The 21,411-nt window shown below is 60.4% G+C and carries 14 protein-coding genes; 4 read left to right on the top strand and 10 right to left on the bottom strand.

Annotated elements, in window-relative coordinates:
* Positions 1–9 precede the first annotated feature (9 nt).
* The 10 genes from tssA to tssB all read right to left on the bottom strand — a co-directional run bounded on the left by tssA (position 10) and on the right by tssB (position 16,400).
* A complete protein-coding gene (tssA, locus tag QZM72_RS06045) occupies positions 10–1,590 on the bottom strand; it encodes a type VI secretion system protein TssA (RefSeq protein ID WP_301737501.1) in 1,581 nt (526 codons plus the stop codon).
* A gap of 7 nt (positions 1,591–1,597) precedes the next feature.
* The gene (locus QZM72_RS06040) at positions 1,598–5,410 is read right to left on the bottom strand and encodes an ImcF-related family protein (RefSeq protein ID WP_301737500.1); all 3,813 of its coding nucleotides are present in this window, start codon (positions 5,408–5,410) and stop codon (positions 1,598–1,600) included.
* Positions 5,407–6,645, bottom strand: a complete 1,239-nt coding sequence (locus tag QZM72_RS06035; protein WP_301737499.1) for a hypothetical protein — start codon at positions 6,643–6,645, stop codon at positions 5,407–5,409. The genes QZM72_RS06040 and QZM72_RS06035 overlap by 4 nt, the downstream gene beginning before the upstream one ends.
* Before the next feature lie 3 nt (positions 6,646–6,648).
* Positions 6,649–6,906 (bottom strand): PAAR domain-containing protein, encoded by a 258-nt coding sequence (locus tag QZM72_RS06030; RefSeq protein WP_089468911.1) that lies wholly within the window; start codon positions 6,904–6,906, stop codon positions 6,649–6,651.
* A gap of 704 nt (positions 6,907–7,610) precedes the next feature.
* The gene (locus QZM72_RS06025; protein ID WP_301737498.1) at positions 7,611–8,195 is read right to left on the bottom strand and encodes a hypothetical protein; all 585 of its coding nucleotides are present in this window, start codon (positions 8,193–8,195) and stop codon (positions 7,611–7,613) included.
* 483 nt (positions 8,196–8,678) lie between these two features.
* A complete protein-coding gene (locus tag QZM72_RS06020; protein ID WP_301737496.1) occupies positions 8,679–9,188 on the bottom strand; it encodes a hypothetical protein in 510 nt (169 codons plus the stop codon).
* A 34-nt stretch (positions 9,189–9,222) separates the two neighbouring features.
* Entirely contained in the window at positions 9,223–11,853 is a 2,631-nt protein-coding gene (locus tag QZM72_RS06015; RefSeq protein ID WP_301737495.1) for a glycoside hydrolase family 19 protein, read from the bottom strand.
* Positions 11,854–11,862: 9 nt separating this feature from the next.
* Entirely contained in the window at positions 11,863–14,202 is a 2,340-nt protein-coding gene (locus QZM72_RS06010; RefSeq protein ID WP_301737494.1) for a type VI secretion system Vgr family protein, read from the bottom strand.
* 79 nt (positions 14,203–14,281) lie between these two features.
* Positions 14,282–15,814, bottom strand: coding sequence for a type VI secretion system contractile sheath large subunit (tssC, locus tag QZM72_RS06005; RefSeq protein WP_301737493.1), 1,533 nt, complete (start codon positions 15,812–15,814; stop codon positions 14,282–14,284).
* Positions 15,815–15,887: 73 nt separating this feature from the next.
* Positions 15,888–16,400, bottom strand: a complete 513-nt coding sequence (gene tssB, locus QZM72_RS06000; protein WP_301737492.1) for a type VI secretion system contractile sheath small subunit — start codon at positions 16,398–16,400, stop codon at positions 15,888–15,890.
* Positions 16,401–16,998: 598 nt separating this feature from the next.
* Here tssB and tssK point away from each other — a divergent pair.
* From tssK to QZM72_RS05980, 4 genes are all read left to right on the top strand, one after another.
* Positions 16,999–18,351 carry a type VI secretion system baseplate subunit TssK gene (gene tssK / locus QZM72_RS05995; protein WP_301737491.1) on the top strand — a complete coding sequence of 451 codons (1,353 nt, stop codon included), beginning with the start codon at positions 16,999–17,001 and terminating at the stop codon, positions 18,349–18,351.
* Positions 18,348–19,079, top strand: coding sequence for a DotU family type IV/VI secretion system protein (locus QZM72_RS05990; protein ID WP_089468906.1), 732 nt, complete (start codon positions 18,348–18,350; stop codon positions 19,077–19,079). The genes tssK and QZM72_RS05990 overlap by 4 nt, the downstream gene beginning before the upstream one ends.
* Positions 19,080–19,162: 83 nt before the next feature.
* Positions 19,163–20,797: an OmpA family protein gene (locus QZM72_RS05985; RefSeq protein WP_301737716.1), complete on the top strand. Its 1,635-nt coding sequence runs from the start codon at positions 19,163–19,165 to the stop codon at positions 20,795–20,797.
* 108 nt (positions 20,798–20,905) lie between these two features.
* Positions 20,906–21,391 carry an Hcp family type VI secretion system effector gene (locus QZM72_RS05980; protein WP_069617558.1) on the top strand — a complete coding sequence of 162 codons (486 nt, stop codon included), beginning with the start codon at positions 20,906–20,908 and terminating at the stop codon, positions 21,389–21,391.
* The last annotated feature ends 20 nt before the right edge of the window (positions 21,392–21,411 follow it).

Here is a 21,411-nt window from a genome sequence, read left to right as displayed (position 1 = left end):
GGATTCTCGTTACGAAAGAGTCAGCGCTCGAGCCGGGTCGAGCACGGTAAGTTCCGCCTGCAGTTCGCCGATACGGCGCGCGAGCGTCGGTTTGTCGGCATCCTTGCGGTTGCTCGTCGCTTTCAACGCTCGCACGAGTTGCTGCTTGACCTCGAACGCCAGCGCAGGCTCCCAGCGCATCACCGGCAGCGAACGTGACGACGTATCGAGTTCGACGAGCAACGCGAGGGCGGCATCGGGTCGCCCCGCATGATCGGCCACGCGCGCCATCACGAGCCGCCGCAGGAAACGGTGACGCTCGGTCTTCATGCCGGGCAGCACATCAAGCCATGCGAACGCGGCCTCGACACCGTCGCTCGCGACCAGCTCGCGAGCCTGCGCCTCGATCTCCGCCCAGTCGCCCGCATCGCCCTCGCTATCCGCGGAGACCGGCAACGGCGCGACGGTCTCGCCCGCCTCGAGATCGCGCACGACCGCGTGGCGGGCGATCCACTCGAGCGTCGTGTCGTCGGAGAATGGCGTGCCGTCGCTGAACGAAAGCCGCTCGATGCCCGGCAATCGTTCGAGGAACAACGCAAAGTCCGTGCGCAGCACTTCGCTCCATGCATGGTAGGGCGCGCCGACGTGATCGAGCGCGACGTGCTGGAAGTACTGCAGGTCGAACCACAGGTGATTCACGCCTTCCATGAATGCCCCTTCGACGCGCTCGAGCAGTTCATGCCACTGCTTCTGCAGCACGAGCCGCTTCAGTTGCTGGCGCAATTCGGCGCGTGGCGGCGTCAGACGCGTGTGCGACGCGGTATCCGACGGCGGCACGTCGTGCAAGGTGTCCCACCGAACGCTGCGCGCGATACGCACCGACGGCAAATAGCCGTTTTCCTGACCGCGCAGCCATGCCGACATCGCGCGGGCATGATCGCGCAGGTCGCGCGCCGATGCGATCGATCCGCTCGATGCGCTTGCTGAGGCGGACGTCTGCTGCATCGCCATGTCCGGGCTCACGTTGCGAACCGGTTCGTCCTTGCTCCCGAAGCGGGCAACCAGCGGATGCAGGTTCGGACGGGCGGCGTCGGACCACGTACCGGTGCGGGTGACGAGTACCTCGAGCGCTGCAATCGCGCGCTCGCGATCCGCGGCGCCGAAGCCACCGCGGCTGTCCAGCGTTTCGATCATTCGCGTGGTCGACAGCATTTCCAGCGCAGCGCGCTTAGTCTCGGCCCGCGCGGGCAGCAAGGTCTCGCCGAACCGGTCGACCAGCGAAGCGGCCAGCTCGAGTCCGTCGGCGAATCCGGCGGGACCATCCTGACGCAGCCGCGCAAACGCGTAGTAACCGACCAGACGCAGATCCTTTCCGGTTTCCTTGAGAAGCTGTTCGCATGCGCGGGTAATCAGGCCGTCGTCGATTCCGGACAGCTTGGTCGCTTCGTCCTTCAGTTCGAAGAACGCATCCTCGTAACCGGGATCGCGGCCATGCGCGTGCTCCCCCGCTATCGGGGCAAGCCATGCCGCCCAGGTATGCCGGCGCGCTTCGTGCAGTGAATCGATGCGTGAACCGCCGACAAGTGTTTTTACGAAATTGGCTAGCGTCATGGAGGTCTCAAAACGCAAATGCGTCGCCCAGCAACTGGAGGGCGTGTGCGAACGGTTTGGAGGAAGCGTCGGCGGACATCGACGTTGTCGCCAGAGACGACACCGCAATCTCCGGATCGGCCTTGGGCGACTTCATCGCGGACGTAGCCGATTGCGCGTCCGTTCGAGCCGATTCCGTTGCGGCGGTTCGACGAGGCGCCGGCGTCGCCGGCATCGGCTCATCCTGCAACGACATCGCCCCCGGAAATCCCGGCGGCAACGGTACGGCAGCATGCTTTGCCGCGGCGATCGCCGCAGCCGGCAACGGCGGCGGACTGGCTGTCGACATCTTTGGCCCGGTACCCGCCGCCCCGGTCACGAAAATCCGTGCCGGCAGCGCAAAGTTGCGTAACTGGAGTACGTCGAGGGGCCCGGCGCCCGCTTCGGCACGCAACTGCACCTTCAGCGGAATGCTCTGGCTCGTGTCCGGCATCCAGGTCAGCAAGTAACGCGCGTTGTCCTGCTGCGCGACCTTCGCACGCTCCAGCAGCCGGATCAGGCCGAAGCGCCCCTGCGAGTCGAGTGCCGTGCGCAATCCGCCCTGCTCGGTCTGCCATTCGATGTGCGACAGGTTCTCGAGCGACTGGCCCGGCCATTCGAACGGCACCCATTCCTGCTTCTGGTTGAAGTAGCGCAGTTCGCGCCCGGACAACACGAACTTCATGCCGGTGACGCCCGGCGTCGGTACGGCCTGAAGTTCGTACCGGACACGCGCGTCTCCGGACGGGAACAACACGGTCGAGATCCGCGTGAGCTTATTCAGGCTGCTCAGGAAGACCGGATCGATCGTGAGCGCGCCCTGGTCGGCGCCTTGCGCGACGACCCACCGATCGCCCTGCCGCTCGATCACGCCGGCAAGCTGCGTTGCAACGAACTGTGCGATGACGCCATGGTCGGGCCGCATGAAGCGCGCCATCTCGGGCAGCGACGCGTCGTTGTCGGCGTCCGAGAACGGATATCGGCCGCCGAACGACTTGTTCCAGTCGGCCAGGATCGCCGTTCGCCAGATTTCGTTCAGGCTCACCGCCGCAGGCTGCACGACGACTTGCCACGCCTGATCGAACGGTGCACGAAACAGCGCACCGAAGCCGGCCCACTGTTCTCCCAGGCTCGCGGCTACGCGGCTCGCATAGTCGCGGCTGTCGGAAATATCGGACGTCTTGCCCTGCAGGACCGACTGAGCGGCCAGCCGCGCGATCGCGTCCGGATCGGCGCCGGAGACGATCTGCGATGCCTTCAGGCGCATCGCCGTGACCCGCTCGAGGTAGCGTGCGAGACTGAGGTCGCCGGTCGCGGCCAGCTGCGTGGCGGCCTTGCCGTTGGCCGGTGCGCCGGACACCAGATCGCTGCCGGTCAGGCGCAGGATCGGGCCGAAGGCCGAGGCGAGCGGCGCGAGCGGCGGTTGAGCCTGCTTCGACGGATCCTTTTCGTCAGCGCCGACCAGTTGTTGCGCCTTGTTGATCAGGCTCTCGGAGAGTGACTGCGCGCTCGCGCCGGTGCCCGCCTGGTAGACGATCGCGTTCATCAACGCGACGAGCGGCGAACGTTGCGAGTCGCCCAGCAGCGTCAACTGGTCGGCCGTGGCTGACAGCGTTGGCGCGGATTGCCAGCGCAAGCTGTTGAGGAACAGCGCCCATGCGCGCGCGTAGTCGTCGAAGTAGCGTTGGCGCAGTTCGGTTTTCAATGTTGGTGGAGGGAGGTTACTGTCGTTGTTGTCGGATGCGCCAATGGCGTTTCCTTCATGGCGCAACACCCAATCACCAGACACGTCGCGCTTGGCACTTGCGTCGTCGATCGCCTTCGAGATGCGCCCCTCCCATGCCGCACGCGTGAAAACGCCCGGAACGGTCGCGGTCGTATTGAACAGGCCTCGACTCGTCGTGTCGCCGAGCAACGTCGCGAGAGAGACCGGCGGATACTTCGGCGTCGCTTCGTCGATGATCTGCTGGTAGAGCGCGTCCGTCGAATTCTGGATGCCCCGCACACCGATCACCGTTTGGCGGGCTGATGCAATCAGGTTGCCGTCCGGCGTGATTGCGAACGCGGATGCATTGGATGCGGGAGCGCGGCCGAGATGGTTGGCGAAGAACGCGATAGCGTGCAGACGCAGGTCTTCCCAGGCGCCCGGCGACAAGGATGAGTTGGACGGACGTGCAGGCACGGCTGTCGCGGCAAGCTGGGGCGTCAGAAAAGCGGCCACGGCGCGCTCCGGCTTCGCGAGCATCAGGTAGGTCTTGAGCGTGTCGTAGGCGGCCTGGGTCTGCGCGTCGCCACCATCGGCGATTTGAGCGTCGGACAGCGATGCGAGCTGTTGCAGGCGCGCTTCGAGCTTCTGGCGAATCGGGGCGATGAGGATGCGGTTAGCCGCGCCGGCGTAGCTCGGCCACAACGCGTCGAGGAGTGCGCTGTCGCGATTCAGACCGAATCGCGAAGACCAGGATGCGCCTTCGCGCTGATGGACTTCGAGCGTGTCGATCTGTTGGCCCAACGTGTTCAGGGATTGCAACGCCTGTGTGTTGTCCTGAACCGTGGAGAGGTTAGCGATCGTGTCCGCGGTGCGCTGGATCGTCGCGCGGTTGACGAAGCCGGACAGCATCGTGCCGGCAATCCAGCAGCCGATCAGGCCGGTTGTGAACCATGCCGCCGAAGTCGACAGGGAGAAGCCTACGCGGCGACCGTGGACCTTGCGACTGTGCTCGGCGACGGTTTGCCATATCGTGCGGTGTTGCGGTTCGATGAGCGAGTCGTCATCGTTCGCGCTGGCCGGTGCCTGCGGCGGCGCCAGTTCCCGTTCCTTGAATAGCGGTGCGAACAGAAGGCCGTGGACAGCATGCCGACAGATACGTGATTGAGAGCTTTGTAGCACCAGGCCCGACAGCGCACTTCCAAGGTTCGAAATGTGCTGCGACAGCTCAGCTGGGTAGCGGTCGCCCGCATCCTTCATGAGGCGCACGACACCGGCATCCGCAAGGTTGTCAGTCAGGTCTTGCAACGATGCGTCGATCGCATCCGAGCTGACGCGCGCGTTGGCCCAGGTGAAGCCGATCGCCTCGTCAGGACTCGACGCCTCGCTGCCGAAATCCGTCACATTGAGTAGATAGGCCGGCGCGGCCCAACGGAGCGCACGCGCGTGGCGTGCGAGCCGTTGCGACAGATTGTCGGTGTCGAATGGGGTATCGACGGAATTGCGGTTACGTGTGACTGCGACGATTGCATCGACCGGACGGCGGCGGCGCAGGCGGCGGATCTCGTCGAGCCACGCGGTGTCGAGTGTGCTGCTCGTCTGCTTTGCATACAACAGGACTGTTTCGCCGGAGATCGCATAGCCGGTTTCGATCAGACCCGGCGCGAGACGCCTCACGAGTGGTTCATCACCGGCAATCAATACCCATCGTGCGCGATAGCGCCAGCGCGATCCGTGGTAGTCGCGCAGCGTATTGCGTAGCGCAGCAGCCCGGTCGGCCTGTCCTGGCGGTTGGCTTTGATCGTTGGGGTCAACCGACACTGCACGCTGACCAGCGTCGTATCGGGCGAACCAGCGGGAAGCTTTCAACGATGCTATCCAAAGCAGCACTCCCTCCAGGTACTTGACCAGCAGGATCACCACCAGCAAGACCGAGAACAGAATAAGCTCGATGATGATTCGTATCTCAAGGGACCAGCCATGCCGAGGCCCTTCCACCAACACTGCGATACCGAGTGCAAGGAAGACGATGGCGGCCGCGATGCCAATAAAGAGGCCCGCCGGTCGAGTCTTGGTGTCGTTTTTGTTGTCGTTCATGTCTGTTTTCTGCACACGAGGGCGATCAAATCTCTTCCGTCGCCACACAGCACCATTTGCGAGTCGCCCGTTATCCGGGCACTTTCTGCGGCAAGGGTGACGGCAAGCCACGGTCCCGCACCCGAACAATCACCGACTGACGCCTCGAGCACATTCCAATGCGTCTCACCGGAAAACGGCGCGGCCTGCCGAACCGCGCCGACGCTTTCACTCGTCAGGCCGTGTGTCCACACTGTGCGCAAATGGTCGAGCGGAGATTGCCCCCAGCGAGCAGCCAGTCCGACCGTCCGGGCGGCAGCATCAAGCGAGTCCTTGGCAGGACGATGCAACCGTAGCCCGACGGAATTTGCCGTCGACGTAAGTCGCGAGTCCCCCACGAGCAGGGCCACGCCCGCCTCTGCAACACCACCCGACAGGACGGTACTGACGGCATCGCGAAGCTCAACGGCGATGAGCAGGTGCGCCGTGTTGACGTCTCGCTTGTCGAACCACGCGTCCGTTCGAAAGAGGGAGGACGTGCGCTCTCCAGACTTCATGTCGACCTTAAAGACAGGGACGCGTTCAGCGATCAACTCCCGTATCCGAGTCTCGACGATCTCGGACTTCATTCTGGACCGGTGCTGTAGCTCGACCTGAAGCTGCGTTCGTGGTGGAAGCGCGCGGAGCTGCGGCAGGAGATCGTCGATCAAACGTTCGAGCAACCACATACCTATCGCATGATGGCGCGCATGTTCGACAAGTTCGTTCCCGGGGTGAAAACGCAGATCGGGGATGTCGAGCCAACGTGCATGGACGTCGCTATCCGCGACTGCGCCACTTGGCCGTCGTGTCGACAGTGCGCTTCCGTTCAGGATGCTCTCGAGCGCGTTCTCCGAATCGTTGGCGGCGAAACACCAGGCATGACCCAGTATCGCCAGCGGTCTGGCCGCCAACGCATGGCAGGCCTGATCCGCTTCGTCGCTGATCCGGTTCGTCGCAAGCGCCTGGTTACGGCGGGCGTACCCGTATCCCAACCATGCGAACAGCCCAAAAGCCCAAACCAGAAAGGGGTAACCCGCGACGCAGAACCCGAACCACAGCGTGTTGGTCGGACGGCCCGCTGGCCAGAGCATGATCGCCAGACCCGCGCCCGCGGCCATCACAAGCACCAGCAGGACGGTCCAGATGATCATCGAGACCTGAGGCGGAGGCGGCACCGCCACCCGCGGCGGCACGCGATTGAAATCGACAGGCATCGCTTAGCGAACCCGCGCCCCGTCGGTCGACGCAATCAGTTCCGCGCCACACCGCGTGTGATCGCCGTCGCGCGATAGCAGCGTCGTGCCATCTCTCATCCTGCCGCTACCTTCGACAATTTCGTTATCGCCGTGGATCGGGCATGAGACCTTGTCACCGACGCGTGCGGCTCGGCGACCCTTTACCTTGATGCGATCCGAGCCGGTCAGGATCTTGCCGCCGTGGCTCGTTGCGTCGCCTTCATATGCGAGATTTTTCATCGATTTTAGAGAGTTTTCAAACCCGACACGAAGAAGGGAAAAGCATGCAGTCAGTCATCTACACCATCTACAGATGAATTCGTTCTTAATCCACGAAATACTCGTTGATTTAGCTGCTGATAAATTCCCGGTGCGCACATATGATTTGATATAAGGCCCCCGTGCCTTTTTACATACACCCCACTTGGTGAACCTTGATAAATTACGTAGCCGTATGCTCCGGCCATGAATTTTATGTGTGTAAAGTTCAAATTTCCCACTGAAATATCGATAATATCGAATAAATTCCTCGGAGGGTTTGGTTTTTCCGGAAACTGAAGCTCGACACGACCCGGCACTCCATATCTGTACTGCACGTACCCATTGTCTGGTGCAATATTCCCCGATGCGCACAACGAGACTACTTTCCCATCAATCGGACAACTGAAATAGACTTCCTCATGTGGTTGGCACAATGTAATCTCATCGGCATTAACTACTTGACATCCAAGAATTACACCAAGAAGACCAGCTGACACATGTAGTGATCGACAAATCAATTGAAATCCCCGCGGCCGTTTATTTCCTTGAAATTATCGACGCGCCTGCCACGGCCATTCGTGTCATTGCCCACAATTGCAGCAAGCTCGCTTACCGGCTCATTAACGCAACCGAACATCGCACACCTTAATAAAATATCAAATATGGAATTAGGACCCAATGAGTCAATTACCCGAGAAACACGCACTCACATCTTCACAACGAATCCATCGTTCGATAACGTTACTGTTCTTCTGACGATACCTTGACACCACAAAGCCCGTCGACGAGCTAGATTCATTCACGAATACCGAATCACCTTTCACGAGATAGGCCCTGGTAAATGACGATTTATTAGGCATTGCATATAGATATGCCTTCTTTGAAATCACTGCATGCTCCACCCAGGCACCCGACTCCGTCGATGTTACGTGGATAGAATTGCCATTCTGGCCGCCAGTCAAAATCTTCTTCAGCTTGTCGGCGTTTTCGATGTCTTCATCCTTCTGTAATTGAACAAGTAATTTCGAATAAACACTTCTGTTACCTGCACTTGGGGGATCGCACGCAAGCAGATTGTCAAATGCGGTACCCTCTGCCAAATATGCCAAGATTGGCGGCCGCGAAATTTGGTATCCGGCTTTGTGTTTCGATGAGTAAGCGGCATAGATGTCGGTTACATTAGGTGGATTATCGAAGATCGGCTCAATGTTGACAGACCACTGGTGAGGCGGTCGCCACTCTCCCCCACAGACTGCGTCTTGCGCCACGTGCACAACGCAACCGTCCTTCATACGTACGAAGGCACACATATACTCGGAATGCAAAGACACACCGCTTGAATTAGTGAGATCTCCCTCAGCGAAAAAAATTCACGATCGAGTACCGTTTGTCCGGAGACAAACTGTTCATGTCGGACTCATAGAATCTCAATCCTTCATCGAAAGGGGTAAACGTCGCGCCATCTGACCGTTTAAAATGAAGAGATTGGTAGGCGTTGTGCCCGCGATCGGCATACTGTAAAACACTTAATTCACCCGACACACTAACCTGGGCCTGCACGCACGCGGGCAGTACCGCTAAGAACAAAAATAGGGATCTACGAATCATTTGAAATCCTATAGCATCCCGCGAAGGTGCTTACATCGCCCCACAGTAAAGCTGAGTTTCCACGCAGATTGAGCATCGAATTGCTTTGCATCGAAAGTCCGCCCGTCAACTGTTTGATAACCAACCAAACTCGCCACCTTCATCTATCTCGATCCATGGCGCCAGTATTTCTTGACGTCAGAAGCCGTTCTGTATCGAAACTTTGACTCCGCGCCCTGAGCATATCCATCGATCCCAGTCATGGCTTCATCTTGAGAAACACGGTCATTTTCAATTAGCACTCCATTTTTATCAAAAAAATAGGCATACACCTGATAGAGCCGGCCATAGGTTCCATCGCCGCGGCTGTTTATATCCCACGCAACAATGGAGAATACATTGACGCGACCATCAAGAGACATAAAAAATATTGACTCAACCGTCGGCACCCCTCCCTCAACAGAATATCGCGCAAATTCAGCTTTCTCACACCCACATTTTGTCGACTGGTAAAGATCGAGAACAATCGGATATTCGGGTGTGCCATTTTCTATGGAGATCCGAGAATTGCGCCCCAGCGCCGAGGCATCAAAAACGCTGTTATTTATATTTACTTTCGGGCAATTCGAGACAAGTTCACCCCCATATGCGCTGAACGGGAGAAGGAGCGACATTGCGCTCGCCACCAACAGTTTTGGGGGAAACATTCTACGCCACCTCGTTTTTTAGCCCAAGAATTGGCGCCACATTGTTGTAGGCAGCAAGGCGCTCTGAATACCCAATTTTTCCACCGTTCACCACCTTCGAGACCGCAAGGACATTCCCGGAATCTGCAATTCTATTTACGTCTCCAGTAACAGCCCAGTAAACAAAGGCCGATTCTATCCCATACTCCAAATCGCTAAGAACAAGATCCGGGTTTTCCACGAAGTCACGTTGATCATCCGGGAAGCGTCGATTATGCTCATCCGTAAGCACCATGTAGTTGCCTTTAAATGTTGTTTGTATCAACCCTCTACCGCGGTATTTATAACCATCGCCGGACTCTTCATTACCATTTTTATGTCGATCGCCATAGACATAGCTTGCGAGGTTTTTTGGATTGTGCTCATATTTGCTAGTCTCGGTCCACAACTTATCCCGCATTCGTCCGAAATTGCAAACAATATCCCCATCTACTTCGCTATACTTTTTTTTGCCCTTTGGTGCAGGGTTGCATCCAAAAATCTGCTTCATTCTCTTCGAAGAATATGAAAGCCCTTCCTCGATATTCTTAAAGCCACTTTCAACGGCGATTTGCGAGAGAAAATGAGCAATTCTCTTTGGCGTAGTTACCCGATAACCTTTTGCGTATTTATTGAGCGCGGGAAGGATCTGCCTATGGTAGTTTTTATTGCCATTTGGATCGACAGCCGCAAGCATTTCAAGTGTAATAACCTCCGGTTCTCGCGAAAAATTCCCAGCCAAGCCAATTGGATTAAAATGAAAGACATCCGGGGACGGAAATGTGGGGACATGAGCCTTCACGTCATCCCACCATGCGAGCATATCGATCCGCTTTTGCTCTTCGCCGTGCTGCTCCTTGGGCCCCGCCTGCTTCTCCAACTCGGCGATCAACTGCTTCCACTTCGATGGATTCGCCCATTCGCTTTCGTGCTTCACAATCAACCGGGACGCCGCCTGCATCAGCCACGGATATTCGCCACGCTCGGTCTGCGACAATGTGCATAGTTCATCAGCCGCTTGCTTGCCGTCGCCTTTCTTGAACAGGGCGTCATACACCTTAAGCATCAATGGACTGATGTTCGAACGCGAAACAAGGTCCGCAGCATCGGCGCCGCTCGCGTAATCCGCCCACTTCCGGGTCGTCGCAAAAATCGTATGTGTGGGATCGTGGGCTTCCGCCAGACACTCGAAATCGACCCACTTCTGCGCAAACTCCAGCGTCACCCGCCCGCCGGGGAAGTTGAAGTCGCACACCCAACCGTCGATCGGCTGACCTAGCGCATTCACCCCCTCGACGTGCCACCAGTTCACCGGGTAACCCGGATTGGGATTCGGATGCTTCTCGGGAACTCGCCGATTCGAATCACGTGCCAGCTCGGCGAGCGAATACACTTGAACGGCGTCCGTCTTTCGCGACTGCGGGTCATCGCCCGGGACGAACTTGTCACCTTTGGTGCGTTGGTAAAGCACCGTGCCCGGCGCAATCCGCAGGATCGTCGGCTCCGACGGCAGGCCCAGCGCCGTCCAGTCCTCTTTTTGCGGACCGTGCTGGTTGACCCACGCGCGCCCCTGCTCCAGGAACAACTGAATGCCGTCGTCGCAGAACACTTCGATGTGCGCCATCCGGGTACCGGACATGCATTTGTTCAGCGAATCGTAGCGGCCAAGATGGCCGATCAGGTCGCCAGCCTTGATCGGTATTCCGCCTCCGGCTCCTTGCGGATCGCCCGGCCGAATCGTCTGTTCTGTCGTGACGATTACTCGGTCGAACTCCAAATCCTGCATGACCTCCTCGACGGTTGGTCCACCGTTTTCCTGGCCGATAAAAACCCAGCCACCAACGGCGTCGGCCGGCTCGACATAGCTGCCAGCTTCGGGGGCAAACAGCGATGCGTCGCACATATCCGTCACTTGCCCCCAACCCTTTTCCTGCTTGCCGATGCTGACGCTCGCACCCTGCGGCAGGAGGCCAATGATTTCGCCGCGCGGATAGCTTTTTCGAACCCGCAGCCCCTGTTGCGACTCATCGGGAACCTGCCCGTTACGACCCGGCGACGGCTGGTCCTGCGCGTACTGCGTGACCTGCCATTGCCGTGGCCAGTACGACGGCTTGCTCCGCTTCGGGAAGTTTGCGTAGTCCTCCCACGACATCAGGTGCATGTACAGGCTGTAAAACGTCAGCTTCGCATCACGCGGAAACTCCATCGTATGCCGCACCAGCGCGAAGCCCGTGCTGTAAGGCGCCTGAACGGGCGTCTCGCTCCCGGCCTTGCCGAATTCGCTGACTGGATAGGTCTTGTTGGCGCGAAATGCAATCAGCGTGCCGTCGGCAATGCAGCGCAGGCCCGCGTCGATATCCAACGATTGCCCGGCGCCTGCCTCGGTGACGTGGATGCCACCATGCCACATGCCCTTGCGGCTCACGAGATACGCGCCTGATGGCTCGCGTTCGGCCAGGAGACGGTAGATCTCGTGCTCATCGGTAAATTGCGCGGAAGCCTCGGACTTGCCCCGTCCCTTTCGAAGAAACGGAAAGGCGAACGGCAGCGGTTTTATCTTGGCCGGAGCCGGCGTAGGTGATTGCGGCGTCTTCGGTTTGGGTTGAGTTGCCATGGTTGTCCGTTATTCGGAGAATCCGAAGTTCATTGCGTGCTTCACGTCGTTGACGGGTGCCGCAGCCCATGTCGGGAATTTGAAACTGCCGCCGTCAGGGTCGACGACGGTCAGATTCCCCTTGAGTTCGATTTCTCCAGCGGGACTGCCGAGAATGATCTTGCCGCCCGAGAGCTTGATGTAGGCGCCGGCCCCATCGCCGAGCGTGACGCCTTTGCGACCGGTGATGATCACTTTGCCATCCGACGAGCTCGCTGTCATGTCCTGCATCGACATCAATTCCATCGCGTCGGACTGCGCCTGCAGCTGGACCTTGCCTTTCGCTGCGAAGATGCGAATCCCGAGCTTCGCTGCAAAAAGCGAGATCGCCTCACCGGCCGCCACTGCGATACGCTTCATCACGCCGATGTCGAGCCCGTCGCCGGCGGTCACAAACATCTGCTTGCGGGCGGCAAGCTGCATCTGCTGCCCGCTGACGAGCCCGACGCCGTCGGGAGCGGTTGCGACGAGGACCGGCTTCTGAAGCCGTTGGAGCTTTTGCTGGATCAACACGCGCTGTTGATCGATGTCGGCCTGTAGCGCCTTTGCCGCGTTCGCCGAGTCGTTGAGTGCACTCAGGATCTGTTCGGCCTGCTCAAGCGTCGCGTCGGCGTCCTGCATCGCGAGCTGCGGGCCTGCGGCGTTCGGCTGTCCTTCTGCGCTAACCAACACGCCCTTCGATCCCCGAATCGCCGCCGGGCCGTCGGTGCGCAACTCCGCGCCCTGTCCGCGCTCCTTGCACTCACCATCGACCATGTGCCCAAGGTTCAGCTCACTGGTCTGAAACGGCGTCGTCAGATGAATATGCTCGCCACCCTCCTTATCCTCCATCCGCATCTCGTTCCGCGCGGCGGTACGGATCAGGTTCCGGGTGTGATTCCGACTAGTGACGAGATCCGGATGCAGGCTGTCATGCATCGCCCCGATAATCACCGGCCGATCCGGATGACCTTGCGTGAAAACAACAGCCACCTCCGCCCCATCGATCAGCGGAAAATGATGCCCATAGTCGTCACCGCTATACGGCTTTGCGAACCGCACCGGCCGGCTCGTGCCGCCCGGACTCCACTCATCGAGATCGAACGGCAGCTTGATCACATACCAGCCCTGTTCGGTCAGATACGCGTACTTGTAATCCCCGGGAGAGGTAATGCGCGCGGGCAGAATCCCGTCGATCGCCGGTCGCTTGATCGCATCGATGGACGTGCGCCACACACGATCGGACGGAATCCCCTCGAACGTCATCCAATACGACTGATCGCGACCGCCCTGCGACTGAACCTCCGTGATGAAGACCCCATGCTTCGCGTCGGCGGGGTTCGGCTCGATCCGCATGACTTCACCGGCTTCGAGCCAGAACGGATTACCGGTGCCCTTGAACGTGATCTGCGTGGCGAGATGCGCGTCGTGACGTCGTCGAGCCACGCCCTTACCCTCTTCCGGCGTCTCATAGTGCTCACCCCAGCGGTAATCGATGCCACTCGTCGTCGTGTCGTCGCGCGCGGCGTTTTCCTCGACCAGCAGCGACACACCGGCCTGCCGATGGTTGTAGTCGTGCAGACGCACGGCTTCGGGCACGCGTCGAGTCCGCTTCTCGAGCGTCTTGATCGCGTCCGCGCCGGAACTTTCGAGCCCCGAGTCTCTCCGGTACGACACGGTGCGTTGCTTCCGCGCGTAAGCATCCAGATCATCGCCAAACACAATCACGGCGTGATCCTTCTTCTGCTCCCAGCGGAACCAGAGTCCTTCTTCCGCGCAAAGGCGCTGAATGAAGGCGAATGTCGTTTCGTGATATTGGGTAACGTACTCGCGCCGCTTGTATTCGCCGCGCAACTGAAACAGGAAATCGACCCCGGCCCGGTAACCGTAATGACGCAGCGTGTCGGTCACGATCTCCTCGACGGACTGCTTCTGGAACAACCTGCTCGTGACACCCCGGTTCAAGTCTGCGAGCTTCGGCTCGAGCCGCACGCGATAGTGGGTCTGATCGGCCGAACTGCCGAACTCGTCGAACTGCGTGATGACGCCGTGGATCGTATACGCCGGCGCCATCGTGCTGAATTGGCCGGCGTTCTCGCCAAACATCCTGCGCAGGTAGTCGAAATTCGGATCGACCGGCGCGACGATGAATTTTGCAGGACGGCCAATAACTTGATCCATCGGGATACCCGCCATCGGGCTCGTGAATTCGATGTCGTAGCGGTACAGCTCGCTCACGGCGTCCCGGCCCGTAAACCGCAGCACGGACGTCGGCGCCGGATGAGGCGCCAGCTTCAATTCATAAGCCTGCGACGGCAGTATCATCGACATGGATTTCTCTCAGGTGCACGAACATATCGGCACCGCCGGGGCAGCCATCAACGCCCCGGCAGGTGCATGAAACATCGGATCAGCCCTTGGCCTTCGGCATCTGCGACACGAGCGACAGCCCGATGTCCATGCCCTCGACCTGGAAGTGCGGGATGATGAAGAGCTTGATGCGGAAGAAGCCGGGGTTGTCGTCGATGTCCTCGACCGTCACCTTCGCCTCGCGCAGCGGGTGCGACGCCTGCAGTTCGTCGCCCGGATCCTTCATCTCGGTCACGAGCCCCTTGATCCAGTTGTTCAGCTCGAGCTCGAGCAGACGCCGATCCTTGGTCGTGCCGATGTTCTCGCGCTGAATCAGCTTCAGGTAGTGCGCGATGCGCGACAGCAGGAAGATGTACGGCAAGCGCGCATTGATGCGGCTGTTGGCCGTCGCCTCCTTCGTCTCGTACAGCGCCGGCTTTTGCGTCGAGCTGGCCGAGAAGAAGCATGCGAAGTCGTGATTCTTGTAGAACGACAGCGGAATGAAGCCGAGATTCGCGAACTCGAACTCGCGTGTTTCCGGGATCAGCACTTCGGTCGGAATCTTCGGCTGCACTCCGGTGCCGAGGTCATACAGGTGAACCGGCAGGTCTTCCACCTTGCCGCCCGCCTGTGGGCCTCGAATCTGCACGCACCAGCCATTGCTGACGAAGCTGCGCACCATGTTGGCCGCGAACGCGAACGACGCGTTGACCCACAGATACTTGTCGTGGTCCTGGCCCTTCACCGCCTCTTCGTAGTTGAACGCACGCACCGGCGTCGTGTCCTTGCCATACGGCAAACGGCCGAGCACGCGGGGCATCGTCAGGCCGACGTAACGTGCATCGTCGGTGTCGCGGAAACTCTTCCACTTGATGTACTCGGCACGATCGAAGTAGTTGCCGATATCCTGGATGGATGCCACTTCTTCCATCGACTTCTTGCCGAAGAATGCTGCGCCCACCGAGCCGATGAACGGCATATGCGCCGCAGCCGCGACCTTCGAAATATTGCGCAGCAGCGCGACATCCATCGGCGAGTTCGCGAATTCGAAATCGCTGATCATTGCACTGATCGGCTGGCCGCCCGGCGTGTCGTACTCCTCGATATACGTGAGACGATACAGGCCGCTCTGGATCAGTTCCGGCGAATCTTCGAAGTCGCGCTGCAGCGCATCCTTCGATACATCCAGCACCTCGATGCGGGCGTTCTTGCGAAAGTCCGTGCGCGACACGAGCATCTTCAGCCCGCGCCAGCGACCTTCGAGCGCCTGGAAATCCGGCGCATGCATGACCGCGTCGAGCTGGCGGCTGATCTGCCGGTCAAGCTGCCCGATGTAGAAATCGAGCAGCGACTTGTCGAGTCGATCGACCGGCTTGCTTTCCTTCGCGATCAGGTTGAGCAGCGCGTCCATGCCGCGTGCGACCCGTTCGTCGGCCGATGCTTCCGACAATGCGTCGTTGTCGCGAAACGCTTCGAGCGGCCGAGCCTCGGCGACCGGCTTCAGGTTGATCTTGTTGCACAGCGCGGCGTAGACGCTGTCGTTGTCGAGCGCGATGGTTTCCGTGGCGCCCTGGCGCGATTCATTCTGGTTCATGTTTCTCTTAGTCACGTTTGGTATGGCTGCGTGGTTGCGGGAGGCGGTGACGGCCGTCTTGGGCCGGCCGCGCTCACGCATGGCCTTCCTGTTGCAGGGTTGCCGTAGCGATTTGTCCCAGTTCGCCGCGCAGCTTGTCGGACAGGCGCTTGTCCTTCAGGATCTTCTCGAACTCGCGGCGGAACATGCCGTTGTCGAGCAGATTCGACTTGAGGTCGCGCAGCAGATTGCGCATCGCCAGCATCGCTTGCAGTCCGGGAATCTGGCGAGCAACCTGCTCGGGCTCGAAATCCTTCATCGAGCGAAACGAAAGATTCACCGGCAGTTCGGAGCCGTCGCCGGCCAGGGTGTTCTCCGCGGCAATCTTGAGATCCGGTGCATGGTCGGCCAGGACCGCGTCGAAGTTGTTCTTGTCGATATTGACCTTCTTGCGCTCGGCCAGCGGCGCCTGTTCGCGGCCCGCGCTGAAGTCGCCGGCAACGAGCAGCTTCAACGGCAGCTCGACCTTCTTCTGGGCCCCGCCCGTATGCAGATCCAGCGTAATCGAGACGCGGCTCTTCGGAATTTCTCTCTGGAAGCTATCCATTTGCAATCCTTATTTAGTGATGGTCAGGCATTGGTGGGCGCACGGCGTGTTCGTCGCGATGGTCTCTTCGATATATCAGCCGTGAACGCAATGCGCAGCGTGCCCCGATTGATCTTTCATCGCATGGCCTCCGTCCGCTCGACGAAATCGCTCGGGATTTATACACGTCAAACTCCGAGCGAGTCAAAGCGAGTCGCTCAAAAAACCACAACAATCAAATGCAAAAAATCGCAAACATTCCGAAACAATTTACAAACTCAAAAAGCACCGACTATTTTCGAGATAAATGACGTTCGATCCGAACGATCGCTAATCGAAGCGACCGATAATCACGCGAAAACCCTTTCTACACGGTGATCCGCGCGCTTCCCACCGATCGCACGCCATCCTTTCCCACGGCTCTCCAATTCACCAACCAAACCACATATCTCAAAAATAAACTCCCGATGGATTGTGAAATTCGTTCACATTTCACACCATCCAATTAGTAAACCGGGCTATATGGTCATTCTAAAAATCGATTGCACATCCGAAAAGATGTCGTGTATAGGTTACGCCCTTGACTTGAATAACGAACAAACAAACCACACGAGAGACCATGCGAATCGCGAAGCCGCTATGGCACGAGGGCCTCATCCTGACCCAGCAGCATTTTCAGCAACAGGATAGATGGGCCGAATTTGCGCTACGTCAGTACGCCTGCGCGGCTGTCGCACAGCCGTGGGGAACGCTTGCCGTCGAGGTCGACGAAGAAGCGCTGTCGACAGGGCGCCTGAAACTCGCCCGCCTGCAGCTGTGTTTTCCGGACGGCACGCCGATCGATACGTCCGTCGCCGATACGCTGCCGCCTGCGCGCGACCTGACGCAAGGTGTGCCGGCGGACCTGCAAAGCGTCGTGGTGTTCGCGGCGCTTGCGTTGCCGGATGCGAATGGCAGCAACTGCCGTTTCGACGAGGCGTCGCTCGCCCGCCCGCGGCGCGCTTACCGTGAATTCGTCAAGGTCGCGGACCTGAACGGGACCGCCGAAGCCGAAATCGCGGTCGAACGGCATGCAGTACGGCTCGTGTTCGACTTCGAGTCGCACGCCGACGACACAATCTGCGCGATCGCGCGACTGACGCGCGGCGCCGGCGGCCAGTTCCAGGTCGATCGACAGTTCGTGCCGCCGTGCCTCACGCTCGCCAGCCATCCGCTGCACGTCGAGCGGATCAATCGTCTGACGGACATCCTTCACGCCCGGACCCTCGCGCTCGGTACGCGTCGTAGCGAACGCATGACCGACGTCGCGGAATACGGCGTGGCCGACGTGCAACTCTTCTGGCTGCTTCATTGCATCCACGCGGCATGGCCTCAGTTGCGACTGTTCGCTGCGCATCCGAGCCGCCCTCCGGAGCATCTGTACACGGCACTCGCGCAACTGACGAGCGCGCTGATGACATTCTCGACCGAAGCGCAACTCACCGATATTCCGGTGTACGACCATGTGCGCGCCGACGAGGTGTTCGCGAAACTGGAATCGCTGATTCGCGCGCTGCTCGACGCCATCATTCCGTCGCGGGTCGTGTCGATCGGCCTCACCCGCAAGGGGCCGACCACGTGGACTGGCCAGTTCCTCGACGAGCGGATCGTCGCGGATGCCGCCGACTGGTACCTGTCGGTCAACGCGCCGATGCCCGCATTCGAGTTGATCGAGCAGTTTCCACGGCTATGCAAGATCGGCGCCCCCGACGACGTCGAACACATCGTCAATTCGGCTTTGCTTGGCGTCCCGCTCAAGGCTGTCCAGCGCGTGCCAGGCGCGATCCCTGTGCGTCTGGACAATCACTATTTCGCGCTGGACGCGTCCAGCGCCGTGCACGCGAAGATGCTCGCTGCGCGAGCCTGCCAGATCTATCTGCCCGCGTCGGTACCGGACGCCTCGCTCGAACTCTATGCGGTGCTGCGTTCATGAATGTGTTGACCTCCAATCGAAGCGATACCGCCCTGATGCCGAACACGACGGGCGCCAGTAACCTCCCCGGCGACGGGATGCGCGATCTGCTGCGCGACACCGCACTGCTTGTGACCACGCTCGCCTCGGGCGGACAGACTCAGGACGCGGTCGCGTTGCGAGCGCGCTGCAAGCAGCTTGTCGAGCAATTCGCGAGCGCGCTGCAGCACCGGGGGTTTCCGGACGACGTGCGCAACGAGGCGCTCGTCGCACAGTGCGGGCTGCTCGACGAAGTAGCGCTGCGACACTTGCCTGGCGAATCCCGGTCCGCATGGGAGCGCGAGCCGCTGCAGGTGGAGCAGTTCAACCTGCACGAAGCCGGTGAACGCGTGTTCGATCGGCTCGACGCGCGCATGCGCGACCCAGCGCCGCCCGTCGCGTTGCTCGAGTGCTACTCGGCCATCCTCGGAATGGGATTCGTCGGCCGGTACGCCCGTGACGGCGAAGCCGAGCGGATCGCGCTGATCGCGTCTTTAAATGCCAGACTGGAGACGCTGCGCCCCGCCCCCGATCGGCCATTCATCGCGGATCGCGTCGGACGGCGCTTATCCGACTGGTTCTACCGGCTGTCTCCTTGGGCGATCGCCGGACTCGCATGCGCGGCTGCCACGATCGTATGGAGCATCTGGTCCGCCACTCTCGACGGACAGCTCGCACATCTTGTGGCGGCAAAAGCCGTTCGCCCGTGAAATCCGACCTGTCTGTTCTCTCCACGGAATCGAAGCGGCCGCCTGATCGCGGGCACGAAGGCCTCGGGTATCCGTCGCGGCTCATGGTCGCGTTCGCAACCGTGTTGGCGCTCGCGGTGACCTGGCTGGTACTTCCGCTCGGGTCCGGCGTCGCATGGGCACTTTCGGCCATCGTCGGGATTGCCGCGCTCGCGCTGATGGTGTGGTGTACGTGCACGCTTGGCCGCGCGCGTAGCCAGAGCGCACATGTGCTGACCGCGCTGGGCGCGGCGACAGCCGACATTCCGGTGAAGCAGCGCACGCGCATGCCGCTCGTGCTGGTGACCGGCGACGGACTGCCCGCACTGTTCGACCGTATGGGAGAAGTCCGTCGCGTACACCTCGGCGACGGCGGCATCTGGCTGCGCGTCGATCGCGCTCAGGATCTGCCGCGCATGGCCGTTGCAGTCCGGCAGTGGCGCGGCGGGCGGGCCCCGGACGGCGTCGTGCTGTCGGTCGCGCCTGCGCTGCACGCGGAAACCGACACGCTGACCCAGAATCTGCGTGCCGTGCGGCAGGCCGTCGGCGATGCCGCTCGCATGCTGGGTACGCGACTGCCGGGCTATGTCGCGGTGTACCAGCGCCTCACCACTGGCCCCGTCGACCGCTCGACGCCGGTGTGGTACGGCGTGTCGTCGGCCACCCGCCTCGCGGTCGGCGAACGTTTCGAATCCGTGGTTCGCGCGGCGGAAAACCAGGTTCAGCGCGCGGCCGGCGATTGCGTTGCAGCGGCACGCGCCGCCGCGCTGGCCTCCATCGTCGGCTGGACGCAGCGCGTGGTTTTCGGCGCACTGACGGACCGACAACAACCCGCATCGCCATGGGCGCCGTTCGGTTCCGGCTGGATTGACTACGGACCGGCGAGCGCATGTCGGAACCCGTGGGAACGCGATGTCGAAATGCAGACGCAAGTGGCGCGTGTCACCACCACCGCCTCGCCGACGCCGTGGCCGCTCCCGCAATCGCTGATCGAAGCGATACCGCGACGATACCGGACGTCTCCCCGTCAAGCCGCCGTGGGCCACGCACTCGCCCTGCTCGCCTGCGCCGCTACCGTCGCATTCTGGGGTGCGGCCAAGAACAACGAAGCGCTGCTGGATCGTATCGCCGCCGATCTCGGCCGCTATTCGACGATCCCGGAAACGCACGACACCGCAAAGCGGGACGCACTGCAGGCGCTCGTGGCCGATCGCGATCAACTCGATCGCTACGCGCGCACCGGTATTCCGCTGCGCCTGTCGTTCGGCATGTATCGGGGCGCGCAGCTGATCCCCATGCTGAACAACGCGATCGCATCTTACGAGCCGCCGCCGCCTCCTCCCGCCGTCGTCTCGCTCGACAGCATGTCGCTGTTCGACAGTGGCAAGGCACTGCTGAAGCCGGGGTCGAACCGTGCAATGGTCGGCGCGCTCGACATGATCCACGCGCATCCCGATAAACGCATCCTCGTCGCCGGCTACACCGACAACGTGGGCAATCCGGACAGCAACCTGAAGCTTTCGACCGCGCGCGCGGAAGCCGTGCGCGACTGGCTGGTCGACGCATCCGGCATTTCCGCGACCCGGTTTGCGATTCAAGGCTACGGCATGACGCGCCCGCTCTCGAGCAACGACACCCCCGACGGACGCGCGCGAAACCGTCGCGTGGAAATTACCCTCGTACCGGACACGGGAAGGTAGCAATCCAGGCTCAGCCCCCGAAGCAACCCGCTTCGGGATTCTCAAGCCCAGGGGCCCGCTCCTGGCGAGTTTAGTAGTACGTACAGTGAAATATAAAGGAGCAAGGCAATGGCAATTCCGGCCTACATGTGGCTCAAGGACGACGGCGGCGCCGACATCAAGGGCTCGGTGACGGTTCAGGAACGCGAAGGCAGCGTCGAACTCGTCGCATTCGACCACGGCGTACATATCCCGACCGACGGCAATACCGGCAAGCTGACCGGCACGCGCGTCCACAAGCCGATCACGCTGACGAAGGAAACCGACGCGTCGACGCCGTATCTGTACAAGGCCGTGACGAGCGGCCAGACGCTCAAGTCGGTCGAGATCAAGTGGTACAAGATCGACGATGCGGGCAAGGAGAAGGAGTACTTCAACACGAAGCTCGACAACGTGAAGATCGTCGCCGTGAATCCGGTCATGCACGACATCAAGAATCCGGCCTACGAGAAGCACAACCACCTCGAAAACGTGGAGCTTCGTTACGAAACGATCACCTGGTCGTACAAGGACGGCAACATTATCCACAAGGACACCTGGAACGAGCGGTCCTGATCCCTATCGACGGTCGAACC

Source organism: Burkholderia sp. AU45388 (assembly GCF_030481585.1).
Lineage (GTDB): Bacteria > Pseudomonadota > Gammaproteobacteria > Burkholderiales > Burkholderiaceae > Burkholderia > Burkholderia sola.
Note: the sequence above shows the minus strand (reverse complement) of the source record. Positions and strands in the feature narration are given on the sequence as shown.